Consider the following 20,847-nt stretch of genomic DNA (forward strand, 5'->3'; position numbering starts at 1 on the left):
GTCAGCTCCGTCGCAGTTCGTCGGCGAGCGGCCGGTACGGAAGTTCGGCCAGCAGCGCGAGGTGGTGCTCGGCGAACTCGTCGTCGTTCGCGCCCGCCGCGATCTCGCCCAGTCCCGCGAGGGCAGCGCCGTACCAGAGTCCGGCCGGCAGCCCGAGGCTGTCGATCCCGGTGCGCAGCGAGAGCCGGACCAGATCCGGCAACCAGCCTGCTTCCAGGAGGCCGTACCTGATCCCGCCGCCGAAGCCCCGGCGGCGCAGACCGCGATGCCCGCGCACCGCGCGGCCCTCGCGCGTATGGCGGTCGAGATACAGGCAGTAGGTCAGCGCGAACCGGACCAGGTCGCGCAACGGCCAGCCCCGGCGTACGCCGCTCTCCCAGTCGACAACCCCGGAGATCCGGCCCTCGTCGACCAGGAGATTCCCGAACCAGTAGTCGCCGTGAACCATGGTCCGTGCCACCCGCTGACGCCGCAGCTGCCGGTCCGCTGCAGCCAGTCTCACCTGGGCTGCCTCGAGGCGGGGATTGCCCGCCCACCGGTCGCGCACAGCGGCCGCGACCTCCGCGGCCCAGGTGATCCGGGAAGGTTCGCCGGCGGTCGCCGACTGGAACCGCTGGAGCCAGTCTCCGGCCAGGGCGAAGTCCGTCGCCACCGCGCGCCGCCGGGCGGTATGCATCCAGCGGTGGTACGTCACACTCATCGGCGTTCCCCGCAGAACCGTCGTCACGACGGCGGGCAGTCCGTCGCTGTCGAGAGTGTGGAGGTAGCGGGGAACGGTCCGCTCGAGGTCGCCCAGATCCGCCTCGAGCAACGCGAGCAGCATCCGGATCTCCCGGTTGATCGCGCCGGCCGCCGCCACGGTGACCGGAATCTTGATCGCCGCCGGGCCGGCCGGGCCGTCCACGTAGTTGCCCGCGGGCGGCGTCACGATGAACGTTCGCTTCGCGTCCGGGTCGCGCGACGTGGCGATCAGGATGCCGCGACTCCCGGGCGCGAAGAGCAGGTCGTGGACAGATCCGGCACGTGGCAGGAACTGCGTGGTCTCGCTCATGGTCGCCGCCCGACGACGACCCGACCCGGTGCCGCCGCACCGGTCAGACGCCAAGGCAGCAGCCGGACCAGACCGAGCAGGGCGGACGCGGGCAGGGCGGTGACGGCCACCCCCGGCGGCACCGTCGCCACCGCGGTCCAGAAGTGCCGGATCGCCTCCGCCGTGTCGTCGATCACCACCATCGGGCGCTCGATGCTCGGCAGTACGACGAACTCTCGCTCGACCACGACTCCGAGCTCGCGGGCCGTCTTCCGGAGCCGTCGCCGGCTGAAGAGCCGTTGATCCGCCAGCACGACAGGCAACTCGCCGGACGCGAGCTCCGCCCTCACCGAATCTGTCCGGACGTCGATCGTCACCGTGCCCGGCGGGCACAACAGCAGCCACGGCGATCCCGGCCGCGCGACCCGGCCGACAGACTTCGCGCTGGTCACGAGGTCACCGATCCGAGGACGCGGTGCGCGGAGTACACCTGGTCGAGCACGGCGCCCAGGCTTTCCGCATCGAACGTACTGCCCGCCGCCGCCCGGCCGGCGTCGGCCAGCCGATCGGCCTTCGCCCGGTCGTCGAGGAGATCGTCGATCGCCTCGGCCAGCAGTCCCGGCCGCCCTGGCGGAACCAGAACGCCGGTCTCCCCCGGGACGACCAGGTCCGGCACGGAGTTGACGGCGGTCGCGACGACCGGAATGCCGCAGCGCATCGCCTCGACAACGGCACAGGGAAGGCCCTCGTAGCGGCTGGCCATCGCGAAGACGTCGAACGCCGGCAGGAGCTGTGGGACATCGGATCGTTCGCCCAGGAAGACGAAGCGGTCAGTGAGGCCGGCACGCCGTACCAGTGCGGCCGCTTCCCGGTCTCCGGGACCGGACCCGACCCAGACAGCTGTCGCAGCGGTGTGCCGGAGGCCGGCGACCGCGGCGATCAGGTGTTCCGGTGCCTTCTGGTAGTCGATCCGGCCGACCGTGCCGATCAGCGCGATGCGGTCGGCGATCCCCAGCTCGGCCCGGGCGGCCGCCCTCGACTCGGCGGTGCGCGGGACCGTCACCGCCTCCACCACGGGAGCGACAGTGCGCAGATTGGACGGCTTGGCCAGTCCACGCCGCAAGGCCTCCGTGGCAACCCCGCTGCCGATCGCCAGCACGCTGTCAGTGATACCGGCCAACCGCCGCTCGATCGCCACGTACGCCGCTCTCCGCAACGGATTCTGGAACTCGTGGAACGGGAACCCGTGGTACGTGTGCACGATGCGCGGAACCGAGGCCCGGTGAGCCGCCAGCCGCCCCAGCGCGCCGGCCTTCGCACTGTGCGTGTGCACCACGTCGTACCTGCCCTCGCGGCACAGCTCGGTGAGCCGGCGCAACGCGCGCCGATCGTCTCGCGGTGACAGCGGTGAGACCAACGACGGTTCGATCACCACCCGCATCCCCGCTGCCTCGGCCCGATCGGTGAGCGGACCGCCCTGCCCGGTGATGATGGTGACCCGGTAGCGATCGGGATCAAGGCAGAGCGCACCTCGCAAGGCCACGCCACCCGCACCCGCGATGAACCTCGTGACGATCTGGGCGACCTCGATCCGTCCCTCGGGGGCCATCAGCCGGCCCTCCCGGTACGAACCGCGGCCAGCGGTTGCCTGAGCAGTTCTGTCAGCCCGGCTCCCGGTTCGCGTGCAAGTCGCACCTCCACGCAGGGCAGCCGATCGGCCAGGCCTGCGGCCACTCGCTCAATCGGTGGATGAACCGGACCACAGCCGGTCGCCGAGGCAAGAACGGCGGCGAGCGGCCAGAATCGCCGGAGCTCACCGGCGGCGTAGGTGCCCGCAACGATCCGCCGAGCCGCCTCCGTCGCGTCCAGCTGTCGCAGCTGAGGCTCGGCCTGCGTTCCGCGCCGAAGCACCACAACCAGCTCAGGTGGAAGCGAGCGCACCCGATGCGGCCAGGCCTGCTCGCGCCGGCCGTGGAACGATCGTCGGCCGTCACCGGTCAGCAGCCGCAACGGTTCGGCCACACCGTACGCCGTTTCTCCGTCGCAGACGGCGAGGTTGTCGCAGCTCGCTCGTGCCCCGTCGGCCAGCGCACGCGCCACCAATGTCGACTTGCCGACGCCACCCGGCCCGGCCAGGAGAACCGCGACGCCGCCTACCTCGACCATCGACACGTGCAGGGGTACGAGGCGGCGCTGCAGTGCGAACCAGAGCGCCGGATAGTGCAGCAGGACCTGGCTGCTCAACGCACGATGCCTCGCCGGGAGCAGTCGTGCCGCGGCCGACGCCTGGGAGGACGGACGCCAACGACTGGCGACTCGCAGGCCGTCCACGTCGATCGACCACCGCTGATCGAATCCGGAGCCGCCGATGCTCTCCAGGACCACTTCGCCGCTGTCGCTCGCCCAGACGCCCCTGGTGACGAGCTCGAACCCGTGGACGTTGAACGGTCGCCGGTCGGACTCGATCGCCAGCACGACATTGGGCTGCTCGGTCGTCAAGATGCCCGTGCGCTCCGGACCACCGGCCGACTCGACCACAGACCGTACGACGGCGTCCGAACCGTGCAGGGCCACACACTGTCCGGCGGTGTGCACCAGAGCCGTGGTCACGCCAACCTGCCGAACCGGCGCCGGGCCGGGCCGTGGACGATGCCCAGCACCGGCCACCGGACAGCCTTCAGCACGTCGTCGAGATCATCGAGACTTCGCAACAACACGGTCCCGCCCGACACCACGACCACGCCCGCCGTCATCTCGTCCTGTGGCGTCACAGCGGAGAGTCCGGTGAAGCGGACGTCGGAGAAGCCCGCCAGGTCCGGAACGTCGACGTCGTACGGCGGTTCGTCCGCTGCGCGGCCGGCCGGGCTGTTCGCTCCCTTTCTCAGCTTGGGTCGCGGGGACGAGTGTCCCGACAGGGCGAACAGCAGTGTGCTGACAGTCTCGGCATCGCCGTCGTCGGCACCCATCAGGACGACGGCGTCCACGCCCTGACGGCGTGCGGCCAGCGCCATCGTGTTGCGCAGCGATCCGATGTGCTCGGTCGACTTGCCGAGAACGGGTGCCTGCAGCAGGCGAGCGAGCGCCCGGATGCTGTTCACCCGCGGGCGGAACGTCTCGAGGATGGTCGCCGCGGTCAGCCCGAGGACCAGGCCGAGCAACAGGGCGAGCGCCAGTTGCGGAAGCATCGAGGTGTGGACCTGGCGGATGTCCGGCTTGTTTCCGACCAGCACGACCTGATCCCTCGTCGCCTCGTCGGCCACCAGCGTCGCCCGCTGGCTGCTCAGTTGGGACACCAGCAGGTTCGCCGACTGGATCTGGACCTGCAGATCCTGTCGTGCGGTCACATCGGCGATGCCCTTCAGCTGGGCGACCAGCTGGTTGCGCTGAATCGTCGCGTCTGTGATCTGGTCGGCCAGATCGGCCAGCGTGTCCCTGAACGCCGCCTGGTCGCCCTGATTCATGAACATCACGACGCGGGCAGCCAGCTCGGAGGCGATCGGACCCGCAGCCAGCGGATCGTCGTCGGAGACACTCAGCTCGACGATCGGCGACTCTCCGAGCCGCTGCGCCGTCACGTTGGTCGCGGCGAACTCCTGGACGTCGCGAGGCGCGCCGGCCGCCCCGAGCGCCGCACCGAGCAGACTCGGCGTCGTCGCGAGCGCCAACACCCGGCTGCTCATCCCCTCGGCCTCGGTCGCCGACTTCGGCGCACCCGAGATCACCTGCAGCCGGAGCGAGGCGATGGTCGGGTCGGGCCGGTCCACGGCCAGCGCCGCCGCCACCGCGACCGGTAGCAGCATGCATACCAGGATGACCCCCAGGTGGGCCCGCACGATCCGGCGGAACATCTCTTCGATCGTCATCGTCGCGCCCTTCGTCCGTTCCTCTGCCTCATGGCGTGACCTGAACCGTCTTGGAGGCGGACGCGGACGACCCGATCGTGTCCGCAACCGTCACGCGGACCACATAGGTCCCGGTCGCGGTGTAGCTGCAGGTCGTGGTCGGACCGGCCTGCGGCGGCTTGACGGCGCCGCTGCCACAGTCGAACGTGTAGGTCACGATCGGCGTCTTGTCGGGGTCGGTCGACTTGGAGGCGTCGACCTGGACGGCCTGCTTCACCTTGATCGAGGACCTGTTCAGCGTCAGCACCGCGGTCGGCGGCACATCGGCGAGGATGCTGACCTGGGCCGTCGTCCGGCTGGTCAGCCCACCGGTGTCGGTGACCGTCACCGCCGCGGTGAACGTGCCGGCGCTCTGGTAGTTGCAGGTTGCCTTGGCTGTCGTGAGCGCACCGGCCGCCTGCCCGTTGCCACAGTCGAACACGTAGCTGACCAGCGGCCTGCCGTCGGCATCGGACGACGTGGACGCGTCCAGCACGACCTGCTGCGGAACGTAGGCCTGCACGGGCGTAGCGGTCAGCCGTGCTGTTGGTACGCCGTTGGGCTGTACGACGATCGGCGCATTCGTCCAGGTGTCGCTCAACCCGGCCGTGTCGGTCACGGTGAGCGTCGGGGTGAAGGAACCCGCGCTGGGATACGAACAGGTCCCACTCGCCTGGGCGATCGTCGTACCGTTGCCGCAGGCAATCAGGTACGACGCGATCGGCGCACCCAGACCGACACTGGTGGAGCCGTCCACGCGCACGTCCATCGGCGCGAAGCCACCGGCCGGCGACGCGGTTGCGCGAGCGACCGGACCGACGTATTCGTAGGCTCCCAGGTCCGCGTAGGTGGTGGGGCCGACGCCGGTGTTCGCAACCGCGGGATCGTCGACCGGCAGCACGCCGTCGCGGTCGCGGTCGGTCGAACCGGTGGTCGCCGTGTCGGCTGCGTCGATCGCCGGGGACGCACCGGTCAGATGCAGGTCGCGGGCGGTGAGGCCGGCGAACCGCGGGTCGGCGGCCTTGCCGGACGGCTCCTGGCCGCTGGCGGTCTGGTAGGCGGCCAGTGTGGTGTAGGGCTGCGACGCCCACTCGAACAGCGGGCCGCCGTTGCTCTTGTGGACCAGGTCGCGGTCCAGCGTCGTACCCGCGGCGGAACTCTCGTCGACCCGGATCTCACCGATCGTGCGGGTGCTGCCGACGGCGTTGTCCGTCGTCACGTTGTTCCGGCTGGTCGCGCCGCTGGAGCCGCCTTCGAAGTTGATCCCGGCGGTGGCGTTGCCGACCACGGTGTTGCCGACCACGATCGACCCAGGCGCGGAGAAGTCGTCGATACCGTGGTCGCCGTTGTCGTATGCGATGTTGCGCCGGATGATCGTCCCGGTGGCGCCGGTGTACGCCTCGATCCCGGAGTCGTCGTTGCCGTAGACCAGGTTCTGTTCCACGACGGTCTGCCGGCTCGAGAGGCTGACGTCGATGCCGGTCGCGATCCGGGAGGCGAGCCGCTTGTTCCGGTAACTGGTCACACCGGCCACCGTGACCCGGGCGCCGCCTTGCACGCTGACGCCGTGGAAGTTGTTGTCGTGGGTGGCCGAGGCCCGGACCTCACTGTCGGTGGAGCCGGCGAACCGGACGCCGATCGACAGGTTGGCCGACGCCTGGATGCCACTCAGCGCGACGTGGTCCGACCCGTCGACGGTCACGCCCTGCGCGCCTGCCTGCCCGGTGTCGATGGTGCCGAGCGACACTCGCTGGACCCGGTCGAAGTACACGCCGCTCAGGTTGGTCTGCCGGACCGTCAAGCCCGTGACGTTCACGTCGGTGACCTGGCGGAGCAGCAGACCGAAACTCCGGGCGCCCGCGGCGACGGTGTGGCCGGAGGCGGGGTTGGCTCCGCCGGTGTCGACGTAGAGCGTGGCCGTCGGAGTGTCGTAGTACCAGCTGTTCGCGCTCGTCGTCGTACTGCTGGTGGCCTTGGGCAACGATTGTCCGTCGAGGAAGACCTGGCTCGGGACCGGCGTGAACGCGTGCTTCCATGCGGTCGTCGAGGTCGCTGTCCAGCCGGCCGCGTCGGAGACGTCGTCGGAGCCGACGATCACCGCCGACGGGGAGGTCGCGCGCAGCGTGATCGGCGCACCAGGCTCGCCACTGGCAGTGAGCAGTACCTGCTCGCGGTACTGACCGGCTCCGACCAGCGTAGTGTCCCCGGCCAGCATCTTCTTTGCGGCCGCACTGATTGTGCAGAACGGGGCGGCGACCGTGCCTGGGCCGGTGTCGCTGCAGGACGGGTTGGTCTGCTCGACCGAGTACGTCTGCACCGTTCGGTTGCTGACGACTTCCTGCCCGCTCGCGATGTCGGTCAGTCCGGCGGCGTCGGTGACTGTCACCGTGATGGTGTACGTGCCGGTCGCGGTGTACTTGTGCGTCGCGGTGGCGGCCGGCTGCGGACCGACGACCGTGCCGTCGCCGAAGTCGAAGGTGTACGACGTGATGCCGTTCAGATCGGCGTCGCTCGAACCACTCGCGTCGACGGTCACCGGGGGCGACGGCGGCATGTTCACCGCCGCCGGGTCGACCACTGCCGTGGCGTGTGGCGGGTAGTTGGTGACACCGGCTACCGGCTGGAATTCCAGCGCACCTCGGTCGGTGTACGCCGGGCTGCCGCTGCCCGAGTCAGGCACGATCGGGTCGTCGGCGAGCGGGTTGCCGGCCTGGTCGGCCGACGCGAACCCGGTGACCCCGGCGTTGGCCGAGTCGACGGCCGCCGAGCCACCGGTCAGCCGGAAGTCGGCGGATCCCGCGCCGGCGAAGTCCGGATCCACCGATTGCCCGTGGCTCTCCTGGCCGGTCGCGGTCGCGAACGCGGCCAGCGTCTTGTAGATCGTGCCGTTGACCTTGGTCGACGACGCGGTGGCGTGGTTGTGCGCCGTGTCGTAGTCGCCGGTGAAGCCGGAGTACGACCCGGCGTCGACGTACAGGTCGTACTCGGTCGCCGTCGTCCCGTTGTCGACCAGCAGGTTGTTGGCGATGGTCGCTCCGGTCGAGTTGCCCTCGATCGAGAGGCCGTCGCGCCGGTTCCCGTACGACGTGTTGTTCAGGTACCGCACACCGGTCGAAGCCAGCGTGTCGAGGCCGTGGTCGCCGTTGCCGTAGGAGATGTTGCGGGCCACCAGTGCGCGGTGGCTGGAGCTGTAGACCTGGATCCCACTGTCCTGGTTCTGGTAGGTGACGTTGCGGGTGATCGTGTTGTCCGGCGAGCTGGTGTTCACGTCGATACCGACCGAGGTGGCGTTCGGGTTGACAGAGGTGTTCGCGTACGTCGTGTTGCCGGTGATCAGGTTGTTCGTCGAAGTGGACAGACCGATCCCGTGCAGACCGTTGTGGTGACTGGCGGATGCCGTGACAATGACACCGCTGGACGCGGACAGCCGGATGCCGGTGGACAGCGAGTCGTCGACAGCCGCCGCCCGGATCGTGATCGAGCTGTTCGGGCAGGTATCGACGAGGATGCCGTTGCTCGCGGACTGCGACGCCGTCACGTGGTCCACGGTGATCGCGGACGACGACAGCAGGCGGACACCGGCGAAGTTCTGTCCGCCGAACTGAAGGTTGCTGATGACAATGTTTTGACGGCTCGTGGTGGTGACGCCGAACGACTGCGCGCCGGCCTCGATCTGGTGACCGTCGCCCGGGTTGGTCCCGCCTGCGTCGACGTACAAGACCTTGGCGGTGGCGTCGTAGTACCAGCTGTTCGCTGTGGTCGTGGCGGCAGACGCGGCCGCGGCCAGACGCCGGCCGTCGAGGAACACCTGGCGCGGAGGCGACGGCGGCGCGTACGGCGAGCTCCAGGCGGTCGTACTCGTCGCGGTCCAGAGGGCCGCACCGCCGAGAGCTCGGGTCCCGAGGACGACCACACCCGGACCGTCACCCGTCACGGTGATCGGATCCGTCGACGTGCCCGAGGCACCGACGGTGATCTGCTCGCGATACGTGCCGGGAGAGATGTGCACGGTGTCACCGGGCAGGACGGCCTTCTTGGTGCCCTGGGCAATCGTGCAGAACGGTGCGGCTTGCGTCCCAGCGCCCACATCACTGCAGGCGACTGTGTTGTTGACCCAGTAGCCGGTGCCGGCCGCCATCGCGGGACCGCCGGTGGCCACCAGGGCCAGGGACGCGGTCACGGTCATCACCGTTCCGGCTGCCAGGTTCCGTAGCCGCTGCCTCATGAACTCTCCCGTGTTCGGACCATCAGTGCAGAACTGCGATGGGTCGCATCCGCGCGACCGGCTTGACCAGGCCATTACGGACCAGGACATCCAGTGCCGCGTTCACACCGCGGTCGTCGAAGTGATGGGCGTCGGTGGGCGCGCCGTCGTCGTAGCGGTACCGGCGCGTCTTCCGCTTCAGCGGGTCGTCGCCGGAGACGCCGCGAGCCACCAGATCCGACACGACGGTGCCGGCGCCGTGACAGGCGGAGTACAGGCTGGTGGCCGCATCGTCGCCGGCCACCGCGAGGTAGCTGGACGTGCGATGCGTACCGGGCAGCAGGACGGCTTGCCCGGTGTCCGCGAAGGTGGTGCCTGCCCGCATCATCGAAGCCGGGAAGGCCCTGCACGAGTTGTGCCGGTGGACGACGCCCATCCGGTCGCCGACCGGCTCCTCGTAGATGCTGTTGTGCGGCGAGTCCACGACCAGCCGTCCGGTCGCGCCGCCGAACGAGTCGGCCGCGATCCGGCGCAGTGCGGCATACGTCGCCGTACGGAAGGCGAAGCCGTAGTTCATCGCGGCCGCGGTCGCGAGCATCAGTCGTTGGCCTTCGTCACTGGACAGCGCGAGCGGTGTGCAGCCTGCGGTGAAGTACAGGCCGAGCCGTGCCCTGAGCTGAGCGAAGGACCGCGCTGTGCGCAGGTGGAACCAGGGCTTCAGGGCGGCGTTCACGGCCTTGATCTGGGCCGGGTAGTCCTTGCGCCGGAAGAACAGGCGGCCGATCTCACCGGTGAACACACCACCGCCGCCGTGGTACTGGATCGTCAGCTGTCCCTCGGTCACGCCGAGCTTGCCGGCACGCTCGGGATCGAGGATCTCCTCGACCCGCTGCAGTTCGACGAAATGGTTGGAGGGCCCAACGGTGCCGAAGCGGTAGCGGGCCAGCTGGAACGCGAGCGCCGGGAGTTCCGACCGGATCCGGTCGACACCGCCGTACCGCTCGAGGTCGATCCGGCCGCCCTCCTCGATCCGTTCGAGGTCGTCGGCCGGCGCGTCCCAGCGGTCCACGCTGAACTCGGAACCGTCCCGGACCGCCTTCACCACTTCCTGGCGGCTCAGCTCGGCCGTGCCGCGGGTGGGATACGGGTAGCGCTCGCGCACCGCACGCATGAACACGTCCACGGCCTTGTCGTCCGGCATCTCCGAGTCCACGGCGATCAGCGCCATTCCGCAGTTCACCGACGAACTGGTCAGCTCCGGCCGGATCGTGCCATTGGTCGCAACCGCGACACTCGAAGGCAGCTCCATCTTCGACTTGTGGTGGAAGTCCGGCAGAACGACCGCCGGAGCGGCCAGGTCCGCGCCCTCGACGCGATGACCGAGCGACGCGAGCGTCTCCGGGTCGGCCGGCAGCAGGGAGCTGTCGTCGAAGACCGTCGGGGGGTGTTGACGGTTTCCGTCGAGGACGCGGACGTCCAGTGGTGGCCTGGCCTCAGTGCTCATGCTCTACTCGCAGTCGTCGTCGTGGAGGTGCGGATCAGTAGTCGTCCGGGTACGGCGATCCCGCACGCACCAGGCCCGGCGCCGGGCTGTACTCCGGGACGAGGTGGCGCAGATGCCGGAAGACCTCGTCGGACCGGTTGTGCGCCGCAGCGTCGTACAGTTCCCGCAGCCCGGCCCGGAATCCGGGCACGGTGCACGGCGGCCGGGTCATCGAGATCCGCGGATGCTCGGTCGGCAGTGCCTCCTCGCCCGCTCCGAACAGCTCCTCGGTGAGCTTCTCCCCGGGACGCAGCCCGGTGTACTTGAAGTCCACCTCGCGGATGTTCAGCAGCGTCGCGAAGTTGCGCACCAGATCGACGATCCGTACCGGCTCACCCATGTCCAGCACGTACGTCGCGGAGCCGTCGGACATCCGCACCGCCTCGAGGACCAGCCCGACCGCCTCCTCGATGGTCATGAAGAACCGGCTCACATCCGGATGAGTGACGGTCACCGGCGAGCCGCTGGCCAGCTGGTCCCGGACCACATGCAGCAGCGAACCGCGGCTGCCCAGCACGTTGCCGAACCGCACCGCGGTCAGCACCGTGCGCGTCGGCTGATGCGCGTCCAGCACCAGCTCGGCCAGCCGCTTGGTTGCCCCAAGCACCGATGCCGGGTTGGCGGCCTTGTCGGTCGAGATCAGCACGAACCGCTCCACGTCGTGGGCCACAGCGGCCTCGACCAGGTTCTCCGTACCACGGACGTTGGACTTCACGCCTTCACACGGATGGCGTTCCAGGACCGGCAGGTGTTTCAGCGCCGCCGCATGGAAGACGATCTGCGGCCGGTAGTCACGGAACAGCTGGAACAGCCGCTCCGTGTCCCGGATGTCGGCGACCACTGTGTTCTCGGTGTCCAGCAGGGCCTCACCCCACAGCTCGAGCTGGGTGCGGTGCAGATTGGACTCGTCGTGGTCCAGCATGATCAGCTCGGCCGGCCCGAACCCATGGACCTGGCGGCACAGCTCACTGCCGATCGATCCTCCGGCACCGGTGACCAGGACCCGTTTGCCGGCGATGGCGTCCCGCGCGTGCCGGCTGACGACGTGCATTTCTGACCGGCCGATCAGCGGCCCGACCTGGAGTGCGCGCATGTCGGTCCCCGCGATCTGGCGCTGCAGCGCCGACAGGAACGGCGGCAGGTGCAGCACCGTGACGCCCTGGCCGGCGGCTCGCAGACCGAGCTGCTTCACTTCGTGCGACGGCATCGACGGAATGGCGACTACGACGACGTCAACCTGTTTCCACTCGAGCACCTGCTCGAGATCGGCCAGGGTGCCGAGGACCTGACGTCCGCCGTACCGCCGGCCTTGCTTGGCCGGGTCGTCGTCCAGGAAGCCGACCGGATCCAGGCCGAACGAGCTGACCCGGTGCAGGTCGCGGGCCAGCGCAAGCCCGGCCTCGCCGGCCCCGACCACGATGGCCCGCAGCAGGGTCCGCTCGCTCTGACGTAGCAGCACAGGCTGAGTCATTCCGTTCCCTTTCCGGTGAGTCCCTGGTGTGCGAGGTCGGCGATCGCCGTACAGACCGCGTCGATCTGCCGATCGGTCAGCCGTGGGTAGATCGGCAGCGACAGCAGCTGTTCGAACAGCACGTCCGCGCCGGGCAGCCCCATCGACGGGATCAGCGCGGCCTGGCTGAAGTAGGCCAGACGATGGACGGGGATGAAATGGACCGACGTACCGATCGCACGTTCGGACAGGCAGGCGATGACCTCGTCGCGATCGATCCCACCGTTCAGCTGCACCCGGATCGGGTAGAGGTGCCACGCGTGGGTGCCGGTGCCCGGATCCGGTCGGTGCGGCAGCCGGACGCCGGGGAGGCCGGCGAGCTGGTCGTCGTAGCGCGCCGCGATCTGCGCGCGCCGGCGCTGCCAGGACGGGAGGTGGGCCAACTGCGCCCGTCCCATTGCCGCCTGGAGGTCGGTCATGTTGGCCTTCAGGCCTGCCTCCGCGACGTTGTAGCGCCAGCCTCCGCCAGGCAGGTACCTCCGCCACGCGTCGGCCGTCATGCCGTGCAGCCGCGCCTTCCGCAACCACTCCGCTCGTGCCGGGTCGTCCGTGGTGACCATGCCGCCCTCACCGAGCGGAAGGTTCTTGGTGGCGTAGAAGCTGAAGCAGGTAGCACCGCAGCCCGAGCCGATCGGCGTACTTCCGGCGTACGTTCCGAGGGCGTGCGCCGCGTCCACCACCACGCGGTCCAGCGGCAGCTCGGCAGCGTCTGCCAGCCCCGGTACGTCGGCGACGTCACCGGCCCAGTGCACCAGCGTCATCGCGGCGGGCGGGCCGAAGGACCGGACAGCGTTTCGCACGGTCGATCGCGTAGGCATGCCGGTCACCGGGTCCACGTCGACCAGAACGGGCTGGAGGCCGGCGTGGACGATCGCCTGGACAGCGCCGCAGAAAGTCATCGTCGAGCTCAGCACCAGCGATCCCGGCGGCAGACCGAGAGACCGCAGCGCGAGTTCGATGCCCTGGGTGCAGGACGAGACGGCAACCGCGCACTCGGCGCCGACCGAGGTCGCGAACTCGCTCTCGAAGGCGGCCACCTCGCGGCCGGTGGTCACCCAACCGGACCGCAGAACACGCAGTGCGGCCGTCTGTGCCTCGGTGCTGATGTGGCAGTCCGCGAACGGTACGGCGGCCTCTTCGGCCGGTACGGCGTGCGGCACCGCATTGATCCGGGTGGTCATCCCGATTGCCCCCTCAGTGCGCCCGACTGGGCCGCTGATTTCCACCGACGTTACGGGCCGTTACCGCTGCCCGCGCCCGACGACGAGACGAGAACGGCTACGTCAAGAGGGTGATCCGGGCGGGCGAAGAATTTCGGACTCTTCCGTCTCGTCGATACCAGCCACTCCCAGTGAGCGGGCAAAGGCGACGAGTGCGAGCGCCGAGTGCTGCCCCGAACGGCGCAGCAGACTCTGGATGTGGGTCCGCACGGTGTTGGTGGAGACGAAGAGGTGCTGGGCGACCTCGCCCCGCGTCATGCCGGACACCAGGCAGCGCAGCACATCGAGCTCGCGGGGCGTCAATTGGTCCAGGAAATCGGCTGCGGCGCGCTGCCGATGCAGGTCCGTCAGGAGATGCGTGAGCACGGGTTCCAACGTCGAAGGCGTCAGGTACATGTGTCCTTCGACGACCTGCCAGATCGCCGCGACCAGAGCACTCCATGGGGTGGTCTTCGTCAGCCAGCCGCGCGCGCCGGCCTCCAGCGCGCGGACGATCAACCGTGCTTCGGTGCTGCCCGACAGCACCATCACAGGCGGCGAATCCGGTCTGTCACCGAGCTCGCCGAGCAGCTCGTACCCGGACTCCTCCGCCAAGGCCAGATCGAGCAACACGAGGTCGGGCCGATCCGTGCCGAGCAAGGCCCTGGCACCGTCGAGCGTCGCGGCCCGACTGACCCGGCTGATGCCCGGCTCGGTCTCGAGCAGACTCGCGAGCGCCTCGGTGAAGACACGGTGGTCGTCGACCAGCACGACAGCGACACCACCTTCGCCGGTCACCGGTGGTCACCCGTGGCCAGCTCTCCGACGTCGACCAGTCCAGCGGCGACAGCAGCCCGGGCGAGTTTTCCGCGTCCATGGACGTCGAGTTTGCGCAGGACCTGCTGAACGTGCGTCCGGATGGTGTGCCGGCTGACACCGAGCCGCTCCGCGATCTGCTGGGTCGACAGCCCCCGCACCACCAGGTGCAAGACCTCCAGTTCTCTGGTCGTCAGCGTCTCGACGAGGGTGTGCTGCCTGCGCTGACCTCCGACCAGCCAGCCTTCGGAGACCCTCGACCCGCGGCCCACGGCTCCGATCGCAGCGGTGAGCGTGTGCAGCCCGCAGGCCTTGTTGACCAGTCCGTCCGCGCGACCACTGTCGTAGGTGTCCCAGGCCTCGTCATCACGCGAGTCCACCAGCAGAACGACACGAGGTGCGGGCTGCAATCCCTTCAGGCGCCGGCAGACCTGTGCGGTCGTCAACGGCCCTCCGAGGAAGTCGATCACGGCCAGCTCCACCCGGGACCGAGCGACGGAGTCGAGCAACTCGGCCGCATCGTCGGTCACGAGTACGACGTCGTGACCACGACCGCCGAGTGCCGCCGCGAGGACCGAGGCGAACAGCCATTGCTCGTCACAGATCGCCAGCCTCATGCCGACCTCACCGGGCGGTGGCCGGCAGGCAGGCAGATCCGGACCGTCGTCCCGGCGCCAGGTGTACTGCGGATCTCCATCCGGCCCGCGCACGCACGCACGGCCTCGGCGACCACCCGCAGACCGAGACCGGTGCCCGAGGCAACATCACCGAACCCGGGACCGTCGTCGGAGACCTCGACCCAGGCCTCGCCGTCGACGATGTCCACGTGAACCTGAACCGTGCCCGCGCCACCTGCCGCGCGGCAGGCGTTGTCGAGCAGATTCCCGATCGCCCGGCGCAGCAGGGCCTGGTCACCGACCACTGTCACGCGCGCGGGGCGCTCGAAGATCACCGCCGCCCGGTGGGTCACGCGGACGACGTCCGCGCACTCGCCCGCGAGCCGGCTCAGGTTCACCCCGCCGATCCGGCGAGCGTCCTGCTCGACCTCCAGCAGCTCGGCGATCGCGGCGAACTGCTGGCGGATCAGACTCATCCTGCCCAGCACCGCGGCCTCGTCGATCGTCGCGGACGACTGTTCGGACAGCAGCAGACCTGCCGCGACGTACTGCCGCAGGTCGTGGCAGAGCCGCACCAGCGGCGCGTCGTCGGCCGACAGCCCGTTCTTGTCCCATGGCGCATTGATGACGCCCATTGGTGACCCCCCTCAGGTCCCGTCCGAGCCGGCGCCCATCGCAGTCCCCGTGCCAAGCATCTGTATGACCACGGACTGTTACGTTCGCCCGCACTCTCCTGGTCAAGCCTCCGGGCACTCACGTCTCGGTCCAGGACACCAGTAGAGGCCTGACCAGCGTGATTGTGGGGGTTTTCGCCCATCCGTCATGATTCGGTCATTTTCACGTCATCTTGTGTCCACCGGTCTCGGACGGTGATCGATCACGGATCGTGACTCGATGTCAAGGCTGATATTCGTACGCGCCCAGGTCGTCGTACTGTCGCGGCCCTTCGGCGAACGCGTTGCTGGTCGCCGGGTCGTCAGCGCGTGGCAGCCCCTCGAAGTCGGCGGTCTGCGCACCGGAGACACCGGAATCGCCGCGGTCGATCGCGGCCGAACCGGCCAGCAGTCGCAGGTCCCACGAGGCCGGGGCGACGAACCGGGGATCGGCCTGCACGCCATGGGCCTCCTGTTGGGTCGCCGCCTGCATGGCGGCCAAGGACGTGTACGTCGAGCCGAACGCGTACATCTTGCCGCTCGTGGTCAACCAGACCAGGTTGTGGTCCACCACCGTACTCGACGGGGCCGAGTCCCAGATGCCGATGTTGCCGGCACGCCGGGCGCAGGCGATGCCGTCGTAGGCCGGATAGACAGCGTTGTCCACCGCGACGTTGTCGATGACCTGGTAGCCGCCGGACGTACCCTCGACGTTGATCCCCGACGTGCAGTTGCGGTAGACCGTGTTGCCGATCAGCCGGCCACCGGTGACGTTGAGGTTGTCGATGCCGTGGTCGCCGTTGTTGTACGTGACGTTCAGCGCGGCCAGGTTGTCGTTGCCGCCGGTGTAGAACTGGATGCCGGAGTCCTCGTTGTCGTGGGTGACGTTGCGGAGCACGGTGTTGCCGGGACTGACCACGTTGATTCCGTTGGCGTTGCGCCGGTACCCCTCGGCGTTGAAGCCGGCGGAGTTGCCGGCGATCAGGATCCCGGTGGAGCCGGAGGTGACCAGGATGCCGGTGCCGTTGTTGTGGTGCACGTCGTTGCTGCTGACAACGGACTGGCTGGATCCGCGAACGCTGATCCCCGGCGCGGTCTGGCCCGACACCTGGTGCCCCGCACCCGTCACCGAGTTGCCGGTGACGGTGATGTTGTTGCTGTTGGAGACGTAGACGCCGTCGTACCTGGTGCCGCTGAAGGTGAGGCCCGAGACGGTGATGTACCCGCGGGACGAGATGTTCGCGCCGTAACTGGTGGGGTTCAGGACCGGATGGCGGCCGGGCCACGAGGTGATCGTGATCGGGGCGGCCGCAGTGCCGGAGACGATCGGCTTGATCGTCTCGGCGTAGGTCCCGTCCCCGATATAGAGCGTGTCGCCGGCCGCGAGCTTGCTGACACCCTTGACGACCGTGCAGTACGGCGCCGACGCCGTGCCCGGGCCGGTGTCCGAGCACGCGGACACGGACCCGTCGACGTACAGCGTCGTCGTGGCACCGCGCGCGACGAGCGGACTCGCGAGCAGGACGCCGCTCACCACGAGGGCTGCCGAAACTCTCCCGATGCGCCTCATGCCTCTCAGCGTGGACCGGTACGGCCGCGGGCACATCACACAATCGACGTATCCTCCGCCCGTCCGCGGGATGAGAGCAGACTGCGTACGCCGGTCCGGGCTGGTCGTGAGACGGCCTCGGCGAGGGGGTGCCGACGGCCGGGACCTCCCGGCTCCGGAGCCTGTGGGGGCTGCTTCCGGATTCGTATCGCGGCGTACGCAGCGTGGCTCCCCCCAGCAGGTTGCGCCGAGCGTCCTGGGAAGGCAAGGAACATGACGCCGATGTCATCGAGCAGTCAGGTTGACAGCGGCCTGCCTGCCGGGAGAGTCAGCTCGAAGATCGCACCGCCATCGGGCCCGTTCCGCACGGACAGGTCACCGCCGTGAGCCGTCGTCACCGACCTGGCCATGGACAGGCCGAGCCCGGTACCCATCCGGCCGGACGGTGGCAACCGATGCCAGAACCGGTCGAACACATGAGGCAGGTCCTCGGCGGCGACGCCCGGTCCCGAGTCGATGACCGCGACCGTGCACCGGCGACTGCCCGTCCACCCACAGCGCACGGTGATCGCGGCTCCGTCGGGGGTGTGGTGTACCGCGTTCTCGACGAGTGCGTCGACCGCCATCGCGATCCACTCCGGATCCATCATGATCAGGCCTGTGGGTGCGCTGTCGATCCGCCAGTCCCGCTCGGCTGCGGCCGACCAGTTGACGGCGATCTCACCGACGAGCTCGCCGAGATCGACCGGCTGCTTGGTCAGGGCCTCGCCTGCGTCGAGTCGCGCGCACGCGAGGAGACGGTTGGCCAGTGCCGACATCCGCCCGAGCTGTCGCAGGGCGACGTACACGTCCGACCGGGTTTCGCTGTCCAGAGCCTGCCCCACCACCAGCTCCAGATGACCGCGCGCGATCGTCACGGGTGTCCGGATCGCGTGCGATGCCTCGCGGAAGAATTCGAGTTCGCGGTCGACCGCCTCGAGTTGACCCGCGGCCATCCTCTCCAGCTCTTCGACAGCCGCGGCCCGGCGGCGGGCATGCCACACCATGACCAGCACCACGAGGGGTAACAGCGGGACTTCGGCGAGCTCGGCGGGAGCCAACACGCCCTCGGACGTACGGGCGATGATCACCCAGCCACTGATCACGGTGATCACGACGGTGACCGCGACCGTGGGCACCACCGGCCAGATCCGGAAGCCGTAGGCGACCGCGAGTCCGAGGAACAGGACGTGGTACGGCCCGCTCTCATGACCGGGCAGGGCGATCATGAGCCCCACCATCAACACGATGAACACGGCCACCGCGACGTCGGTAACCAGCCCGCCCGGCTGTCGGGGCCGGACGCCGAGGGCCCGGGACACCGGTAGGTCAGGCACTTTGGAGCTGATAGCCGACGTTGCGAACCGTCAGGATGAGATCCGGTCCCACCTTCGACCGGAGCCGGCCGACACAGACGTCGACGACGTTCGTCGACGGGTCGAAGTCGTACCCCCAGACCTCCGACAGCAGTTCCTGCCGCGAGCACACGGCATCTGGGTTGGTCATCAGGTGGCGAAGCAGCAGGAACTCGCGCTTCGCCAGCAGCGTCGGCCGACCGTCGACCACAAGCTGGCGGGCCTCCAGGTCCAGCACGATGTCTCCGACCCGGAGCCGGTTCTTCCGCCGGTTCGCGGCGTCCTCACCGAGCCTGCCCCGGGCTCGGGCGATCAGCTCCCGGACCGCGAACGGCTTCGCGACGAAGTCGACCGCTCCCTGCTCCAGGCAGGCGATCCGGAGCTGAACGTCCGCCGTGGCTGACAGGATCAGGACCCGGTACGACGGATCCTGGGTCACCAAGGCGGAGAGCACGGCCTCACCGTGCATACCGGGCATCGCCAGGTCGAGCACGATCAGCGCCGGGTGTTGGTCCAGCGCGAGCCGGAGACCCTCCAGGCCGTTGGTCGAGGTCAGGACCTGATAACCCTCGGCCTCGAGCGCGCGCCGCACGAAGCGGACGAGATCGGGCTCGTCGTCGATCACAAGAATCTTGGTCATCTCGCCCCCTCAGGATGATGACCAGGTGCAACTGTCCGCCAGTCTGGAACGGTTGGGCCCACAATGGAAGCCTGCTGCCGGACAGACCGGGCGCTCGGGCTGAATACCGGACGTCAGCGTGCATTCGGTGACCGTGGGAAACGAACTGAACGTGCTCAGTTGTGGCGCTTCGACAGGAGAAGGGGCGGAATCCTGCCGTACGACGTGATCGCGGTCGCCCTACCGTTCGCGTGGCTCATTGCGAACTGGTGGGCGGACTGCTTGTCGTGGTCGGCGGCGACGAGCAGCGTGCCGCCGCGCGGGCCGAGCCAACGACCGTTTGACGACAAACTTGCAGCGAGCTGCAACCATGCCAGGTCCGCGACCCGTGCTCGACTCGCGGACCTCGGACGGGACGGCGGAGTTACCAGGTGATGGGGGCTGCGGTGGCGGATCGGAGGTCGGGGAGGGTTACGGCGGGGGCCAGTTCTACGAGGTTGAAGGTGCCGTTGGCAACGTCCAGGACGGCCAGGTCGGTGATGACTCGTTGGACCACCCCGCGGCCGGTCAGCGGAAGAGTGCAGGACGTGAGCAGTTTGGGGGCGCCCTGGCGGGTGCGGTATTCCATCAGGACGATCACGCGGCGGGCGCCGCTGACGAGGTCCATGGCGCCGCCCATGCCCTTCACCATGGCGCCGGGGACGAGCCAGTTCGCGAGGTCGCCGTACGCCGAGACCTGCATCCCGCCGAGGATCGCGACGTCGATGTGGCCGCCGCGGATCATCGCGAAGCTGGTCGCCGAGTCGAAGTACGACGCCCCAGGGACGACGGTGACGGTCTGTTTGCCGGCGTCGATCAGGTCCGGGTCGACCTCGTCGTCGTACGGAAACGGGCCGACGCCGAGAATCCCGTTCTCTGCATGCAACGTGACGGACGATGCGAGCGGCAGGTGGTTGGGGACGAGGGTCGGCAGTCCGATACCGAGGTTCGCGTACTCGCCGTCAGTCAGCTCGGCGGCCGCTCGCGCGGCCATCTCGTCACGGCTCCAGGGCATCTCATGCACCCCGGGTCGTGCGTTTCTCGATCCGCTTCTGCGCGGCCTGCTCCGGCGTCAGCGGTACGACGCGGCGTACGAAGACGCCTGGGAGGTGGATCGCGTCCGGGGCGAGGTCGCCGACGTCCACGACGCGCTCGGCCTCGACGATCGTCAGCCGGCCGGCCATCGCGGCGACAGGGTTGAAGTTTCGGGCGGCCGCATGGAACACGCAGTTGCCGGACCGGTCGGCGACCGCGGCGCGGATCAGCGCGACATCGGTGACGATCGCCTCCTCCAGCACCATGTCCCGGCCCTGGATCGTCCGCACCTCCTTCGCGGGTGAGGCGACCGCGACCGTACCGTCCGGCGCGTACCGCCACGGCAACCCGCCCTCCGAGACCAAAGTGCCGACACCGGTCGGGGTGAAGAACGCCCCGATCCCGGACCCGCCCGCGCGCAAGCGCTCGGCGAGCGTGCCCTGCGGCGTCAGCTCGAGCGTCAACTCCCCCGCGAGGTACTGACGCGCGAACTCCTTGTTCTCCCCGACGTACGACGCGATCACCCGGCTGATCCGCCCGCGTTCGAGCAGCAGACCCAGGCCCGCACCGTCGACGCCGCAGTTGTTCGACACCACGGTCAGATCGCTCGCGCCCTGCTCGAGCAACGCCTCGATCAGGAACCACGGGATCCCGGCCAGCCCGAACCCGCCGACCGCCAGACTCGAACCGTCCGCGATGTCCGCGACTGCCGCAGCCGGCGTGGCGACGACCTTGTCGAGACTCATGAGCCTCCCTCC

At 69.1% G+C, this 20,847-nt stretch carries 18 protein-coding genes; all 18 read right to left on the bottom strand.

The genetic code is table 11. The annotated features are described in order from the left end of the window. Position 1: 1 nt before the first annotated feature. The 18 genes from EV137_RS13765 to EV137_RS13845 all read right to left on the bottom strand — a co-directional run bounded on the left by EV137_RS13765 (position 2) and on the right by EV137_RS13845 (position 20,835). Positions 2–1,051: an aminoglycoside phosphotransferase family protein gene (locus EV137_RS13765; RefSeq protein ID WP_134128965.1), complete on the bottom strand. Its 1,050-nt coding sequence runs from the start codon at positions 1,049–1,051 to the stop codon at positions 2–4. Beyond that, positions 1,048–1,482 (bottom strand): hypothetical protein, encoded by a 435-nt coding sequence (locus tag EV137_RS13770; protein WP_134128967.1) that lies wholly within the window; start codon positions 1,480–1,482, stop codon positions 1,048–1,050. Before EV137_RS13770 ends, EV137_RS13765 begins: the two co-directional genes overlap by 4 nt. Continuing rightward, positions 1,479–2,639, bottom strand: a complete 1,161-nt coding sequence (locus tag EV137_RS13775) for a glycosyltransferase (RefSeq protein ID WP_134128969.1) — start codon at positions 2,637–2,639, stop codon at positions 1,479–1,481. Before EV137_RS13775 ends, EV137_RS13770 begins: the two co-directional genes overlap by 4 nt. Further along, positions 2,639–3,640, bottom strand: a complete 1,002-nt coding sequence (locus EV137_RS13780; protein ID WP_133997396.1) for a hypothetical protein — start codon at positions 3,638–3,640, stop codon at positions 2,639–2,641. The genes EV137_RS13775 and EV137_RS13780 overlap by 1 nt, the downstream gene beginning before the upstream one ends. Next, positions 3,637–4,893, bottom strand: a complete 1,257-nt coding sequence (locus tag EV137_RS13785) for a hypothetical protein (protein ID WP_134128971.1) — start codon at positions 4,891–4,893, stop codon at positions 3,637–3,639. Before EV137_RS13785 ends, EV137_RS13780 begins: the two co-directional genes overlap by 4 nt. Positions 4,894–4,921: 28 nt before the next feature. After that, a complete protein-coding gene (locus EV137_RS13790) occupies positions 4,922–9,136 on the bottom strand; it encodes a right-handed parallel beta-helix repeat-containing protein (RefSeq protein WP_166679862.1) in 4,215 nt (1,404 codons plus the stop codon). A 22-nt stretch (positions 9,137–9,158) separates the two neighbouring features. Next, positions 9,159–10,619 carry an RtcB family protein gene (locus tag EV137_RS13795; RefSeq protein ID WP_134128975.1) on the bottom strand — a complete coding sequence of 487 codons (1,461 nt, stop codon included), beginning with the start codon at positions 10,617–10,619 and terminating at the stop codon, positions 9,159–9,161. Between the two features lie 34 nt (positions 10,620–10,653). Further along, the gene (locus EV137_RS13800) at positions 10,654–12,129 is read right to left on the bottom strand and encodes a polysaccharide biosynthesis protein (RefSeq protein ID WP_238175279.1); all 1,476 of its coding nucleotides are present in this window, start codon (positions 12,127–12,129) and stop codon (positions 10,654–10,656) included. Continuing rightward, positions 12,126–13,349 carry a DegT/DnrJ/EryC1/StrS family aminotransferase gene (locus EV137_RS13805; RefSeq protein WP_134128977.1) on the bottom strand — a complete coding sequence of 408 codons (1,224 nt, stop codon included), beginning with the start codon at positions 13,347–13,349 and terminating at the stop codon, positions 12,126–12,128. Before EV137_RS13805 ends, EV137_RS13800 begins: the two co-directional genes overlap by 4 nt. A 102-nt stretch (positions 13,350–13,451) precedes the next feature. Beyond that, positions 13,452–14,165, bottom strand: coding sequence for a response regulator (locus EV137_RS13810; protein WP_133997412.1), 714 nt, complete (start codon positions 14,163–14,165; stop codon positions 13,452–13,454). Then, positions 14,162–14,800 carry a helix-turn-helix transcriptional regulator gene (locus EV137_RS40535; RefSeq protein WP_166679863.1) on the bottom strand — a complete coding sequence of 213 codons (639 nt, stop codon included), beginning with the start codon at positions 14,798–14,800 and terminating at the stop codon, positions 14,162–14,164. The genes EV137_RS13810 and EV137_RS40535 overlap by 4 nt, the downstream gene beginning before the upstream one ends. After that, positions 14,797–15,435, bottom strand: a complete 639-nt coding sequence (locus EV137_RS13820; RefSeq protein WP_133997415.1) for a sensor histidine kinase — start codon at positions 15,433–15,435, stop codon at positions 14,797–14,799. The genes EV137_RS40535 and EV137_RS13820 overlap by 4 nt, the downstream gene beginning before the upstream one ends. A 262-nt stretch (positions 15,436–15,697) precedes the next feature. Further along, a complete protein-coding gene (locus EV137_RS13825) occupies positions 15,698–17,023 on the bottom strand; it encodes a right-handed parallel beta-helix repeat-containing protein (protein ID WP_133997418.1) in 1,326 nt (441 codons plus the stop codon). Between the two features lie 275 nt (positions 17,024–17,298). Continuing rightward, on the bottom strand, positions 17,299–18,378 hold the full coding sequence (locus EV137_RS13830; RefSeq protein ID WP_133997421.1) for a sensor histidine kinase: 1,080 nt from the start codon (positions 18,376–18,378) through the stop codon (positions 17,299–17,301). Further along, positions 18,371–19,036: a response regulator transcription factor gene (locus tag EV137_RS13835; RefSeq protein ID WP_133997424.1), complete on the bottom strand. Its 666-nt coding sequence runs from the start codon at positions 19,034–19,036 to the stop codon at positions 18,371–18,373. The genes EV137_RS13830 and EV137_RS13835 overlap by 8 nt, the downstream gene beginning before the upstream one ends. Before the next feature lie 155 nt (positions 19,037–19,191). Next, positions 19,192–19,365, bottom strand: coding sequence for a hypothetical protein (locus tag EV137_RS40540; protein ID WP_166679864.1), 174 nt, complete (start codon positions 19,363–19,365; stop codon positions 19,192–19,194). Between the two features lie 74 nt (positions 19,366–19,439). Continuing rightward, on the bottom strand, positions 19,440–20,069 hold the full coding sequence (locus tag EV137_RS13840; RefSeq protein ID WP_134128981.1) for a 3-oxoacid CoA-transferase subunit B: 630 nt from the start codon (positions 20,067–20,069) through the stop codon (positions 19,440–19,442). 1 nt (position 20,070) lies between these two features. Beyond that, positions 20,071–20,835 carry a CoA transferase subunit A gene (locus EV137_RS13845; RefSeq protein ID WP_134128983.1) on the bottom strand — a complete coding sequence of 255 codons (765 nt, stop codon included), beginning with the start codon at positions 20,833–20,835 and terminating at the stop codon, positions 20,071–20,073. Positions 20,836–20,847: the final 12 nt, after the last annotated feature.

Origin of the sequence: Kribbella pratensis, from assembly GCF_004366075.1 — a bacterium.
Lineage (GTDB): Bacteria > Actinomycetota > Actinomycetes > Propionibacteriales > Kribbellaceae > Kribbella > Kribbella pratensis.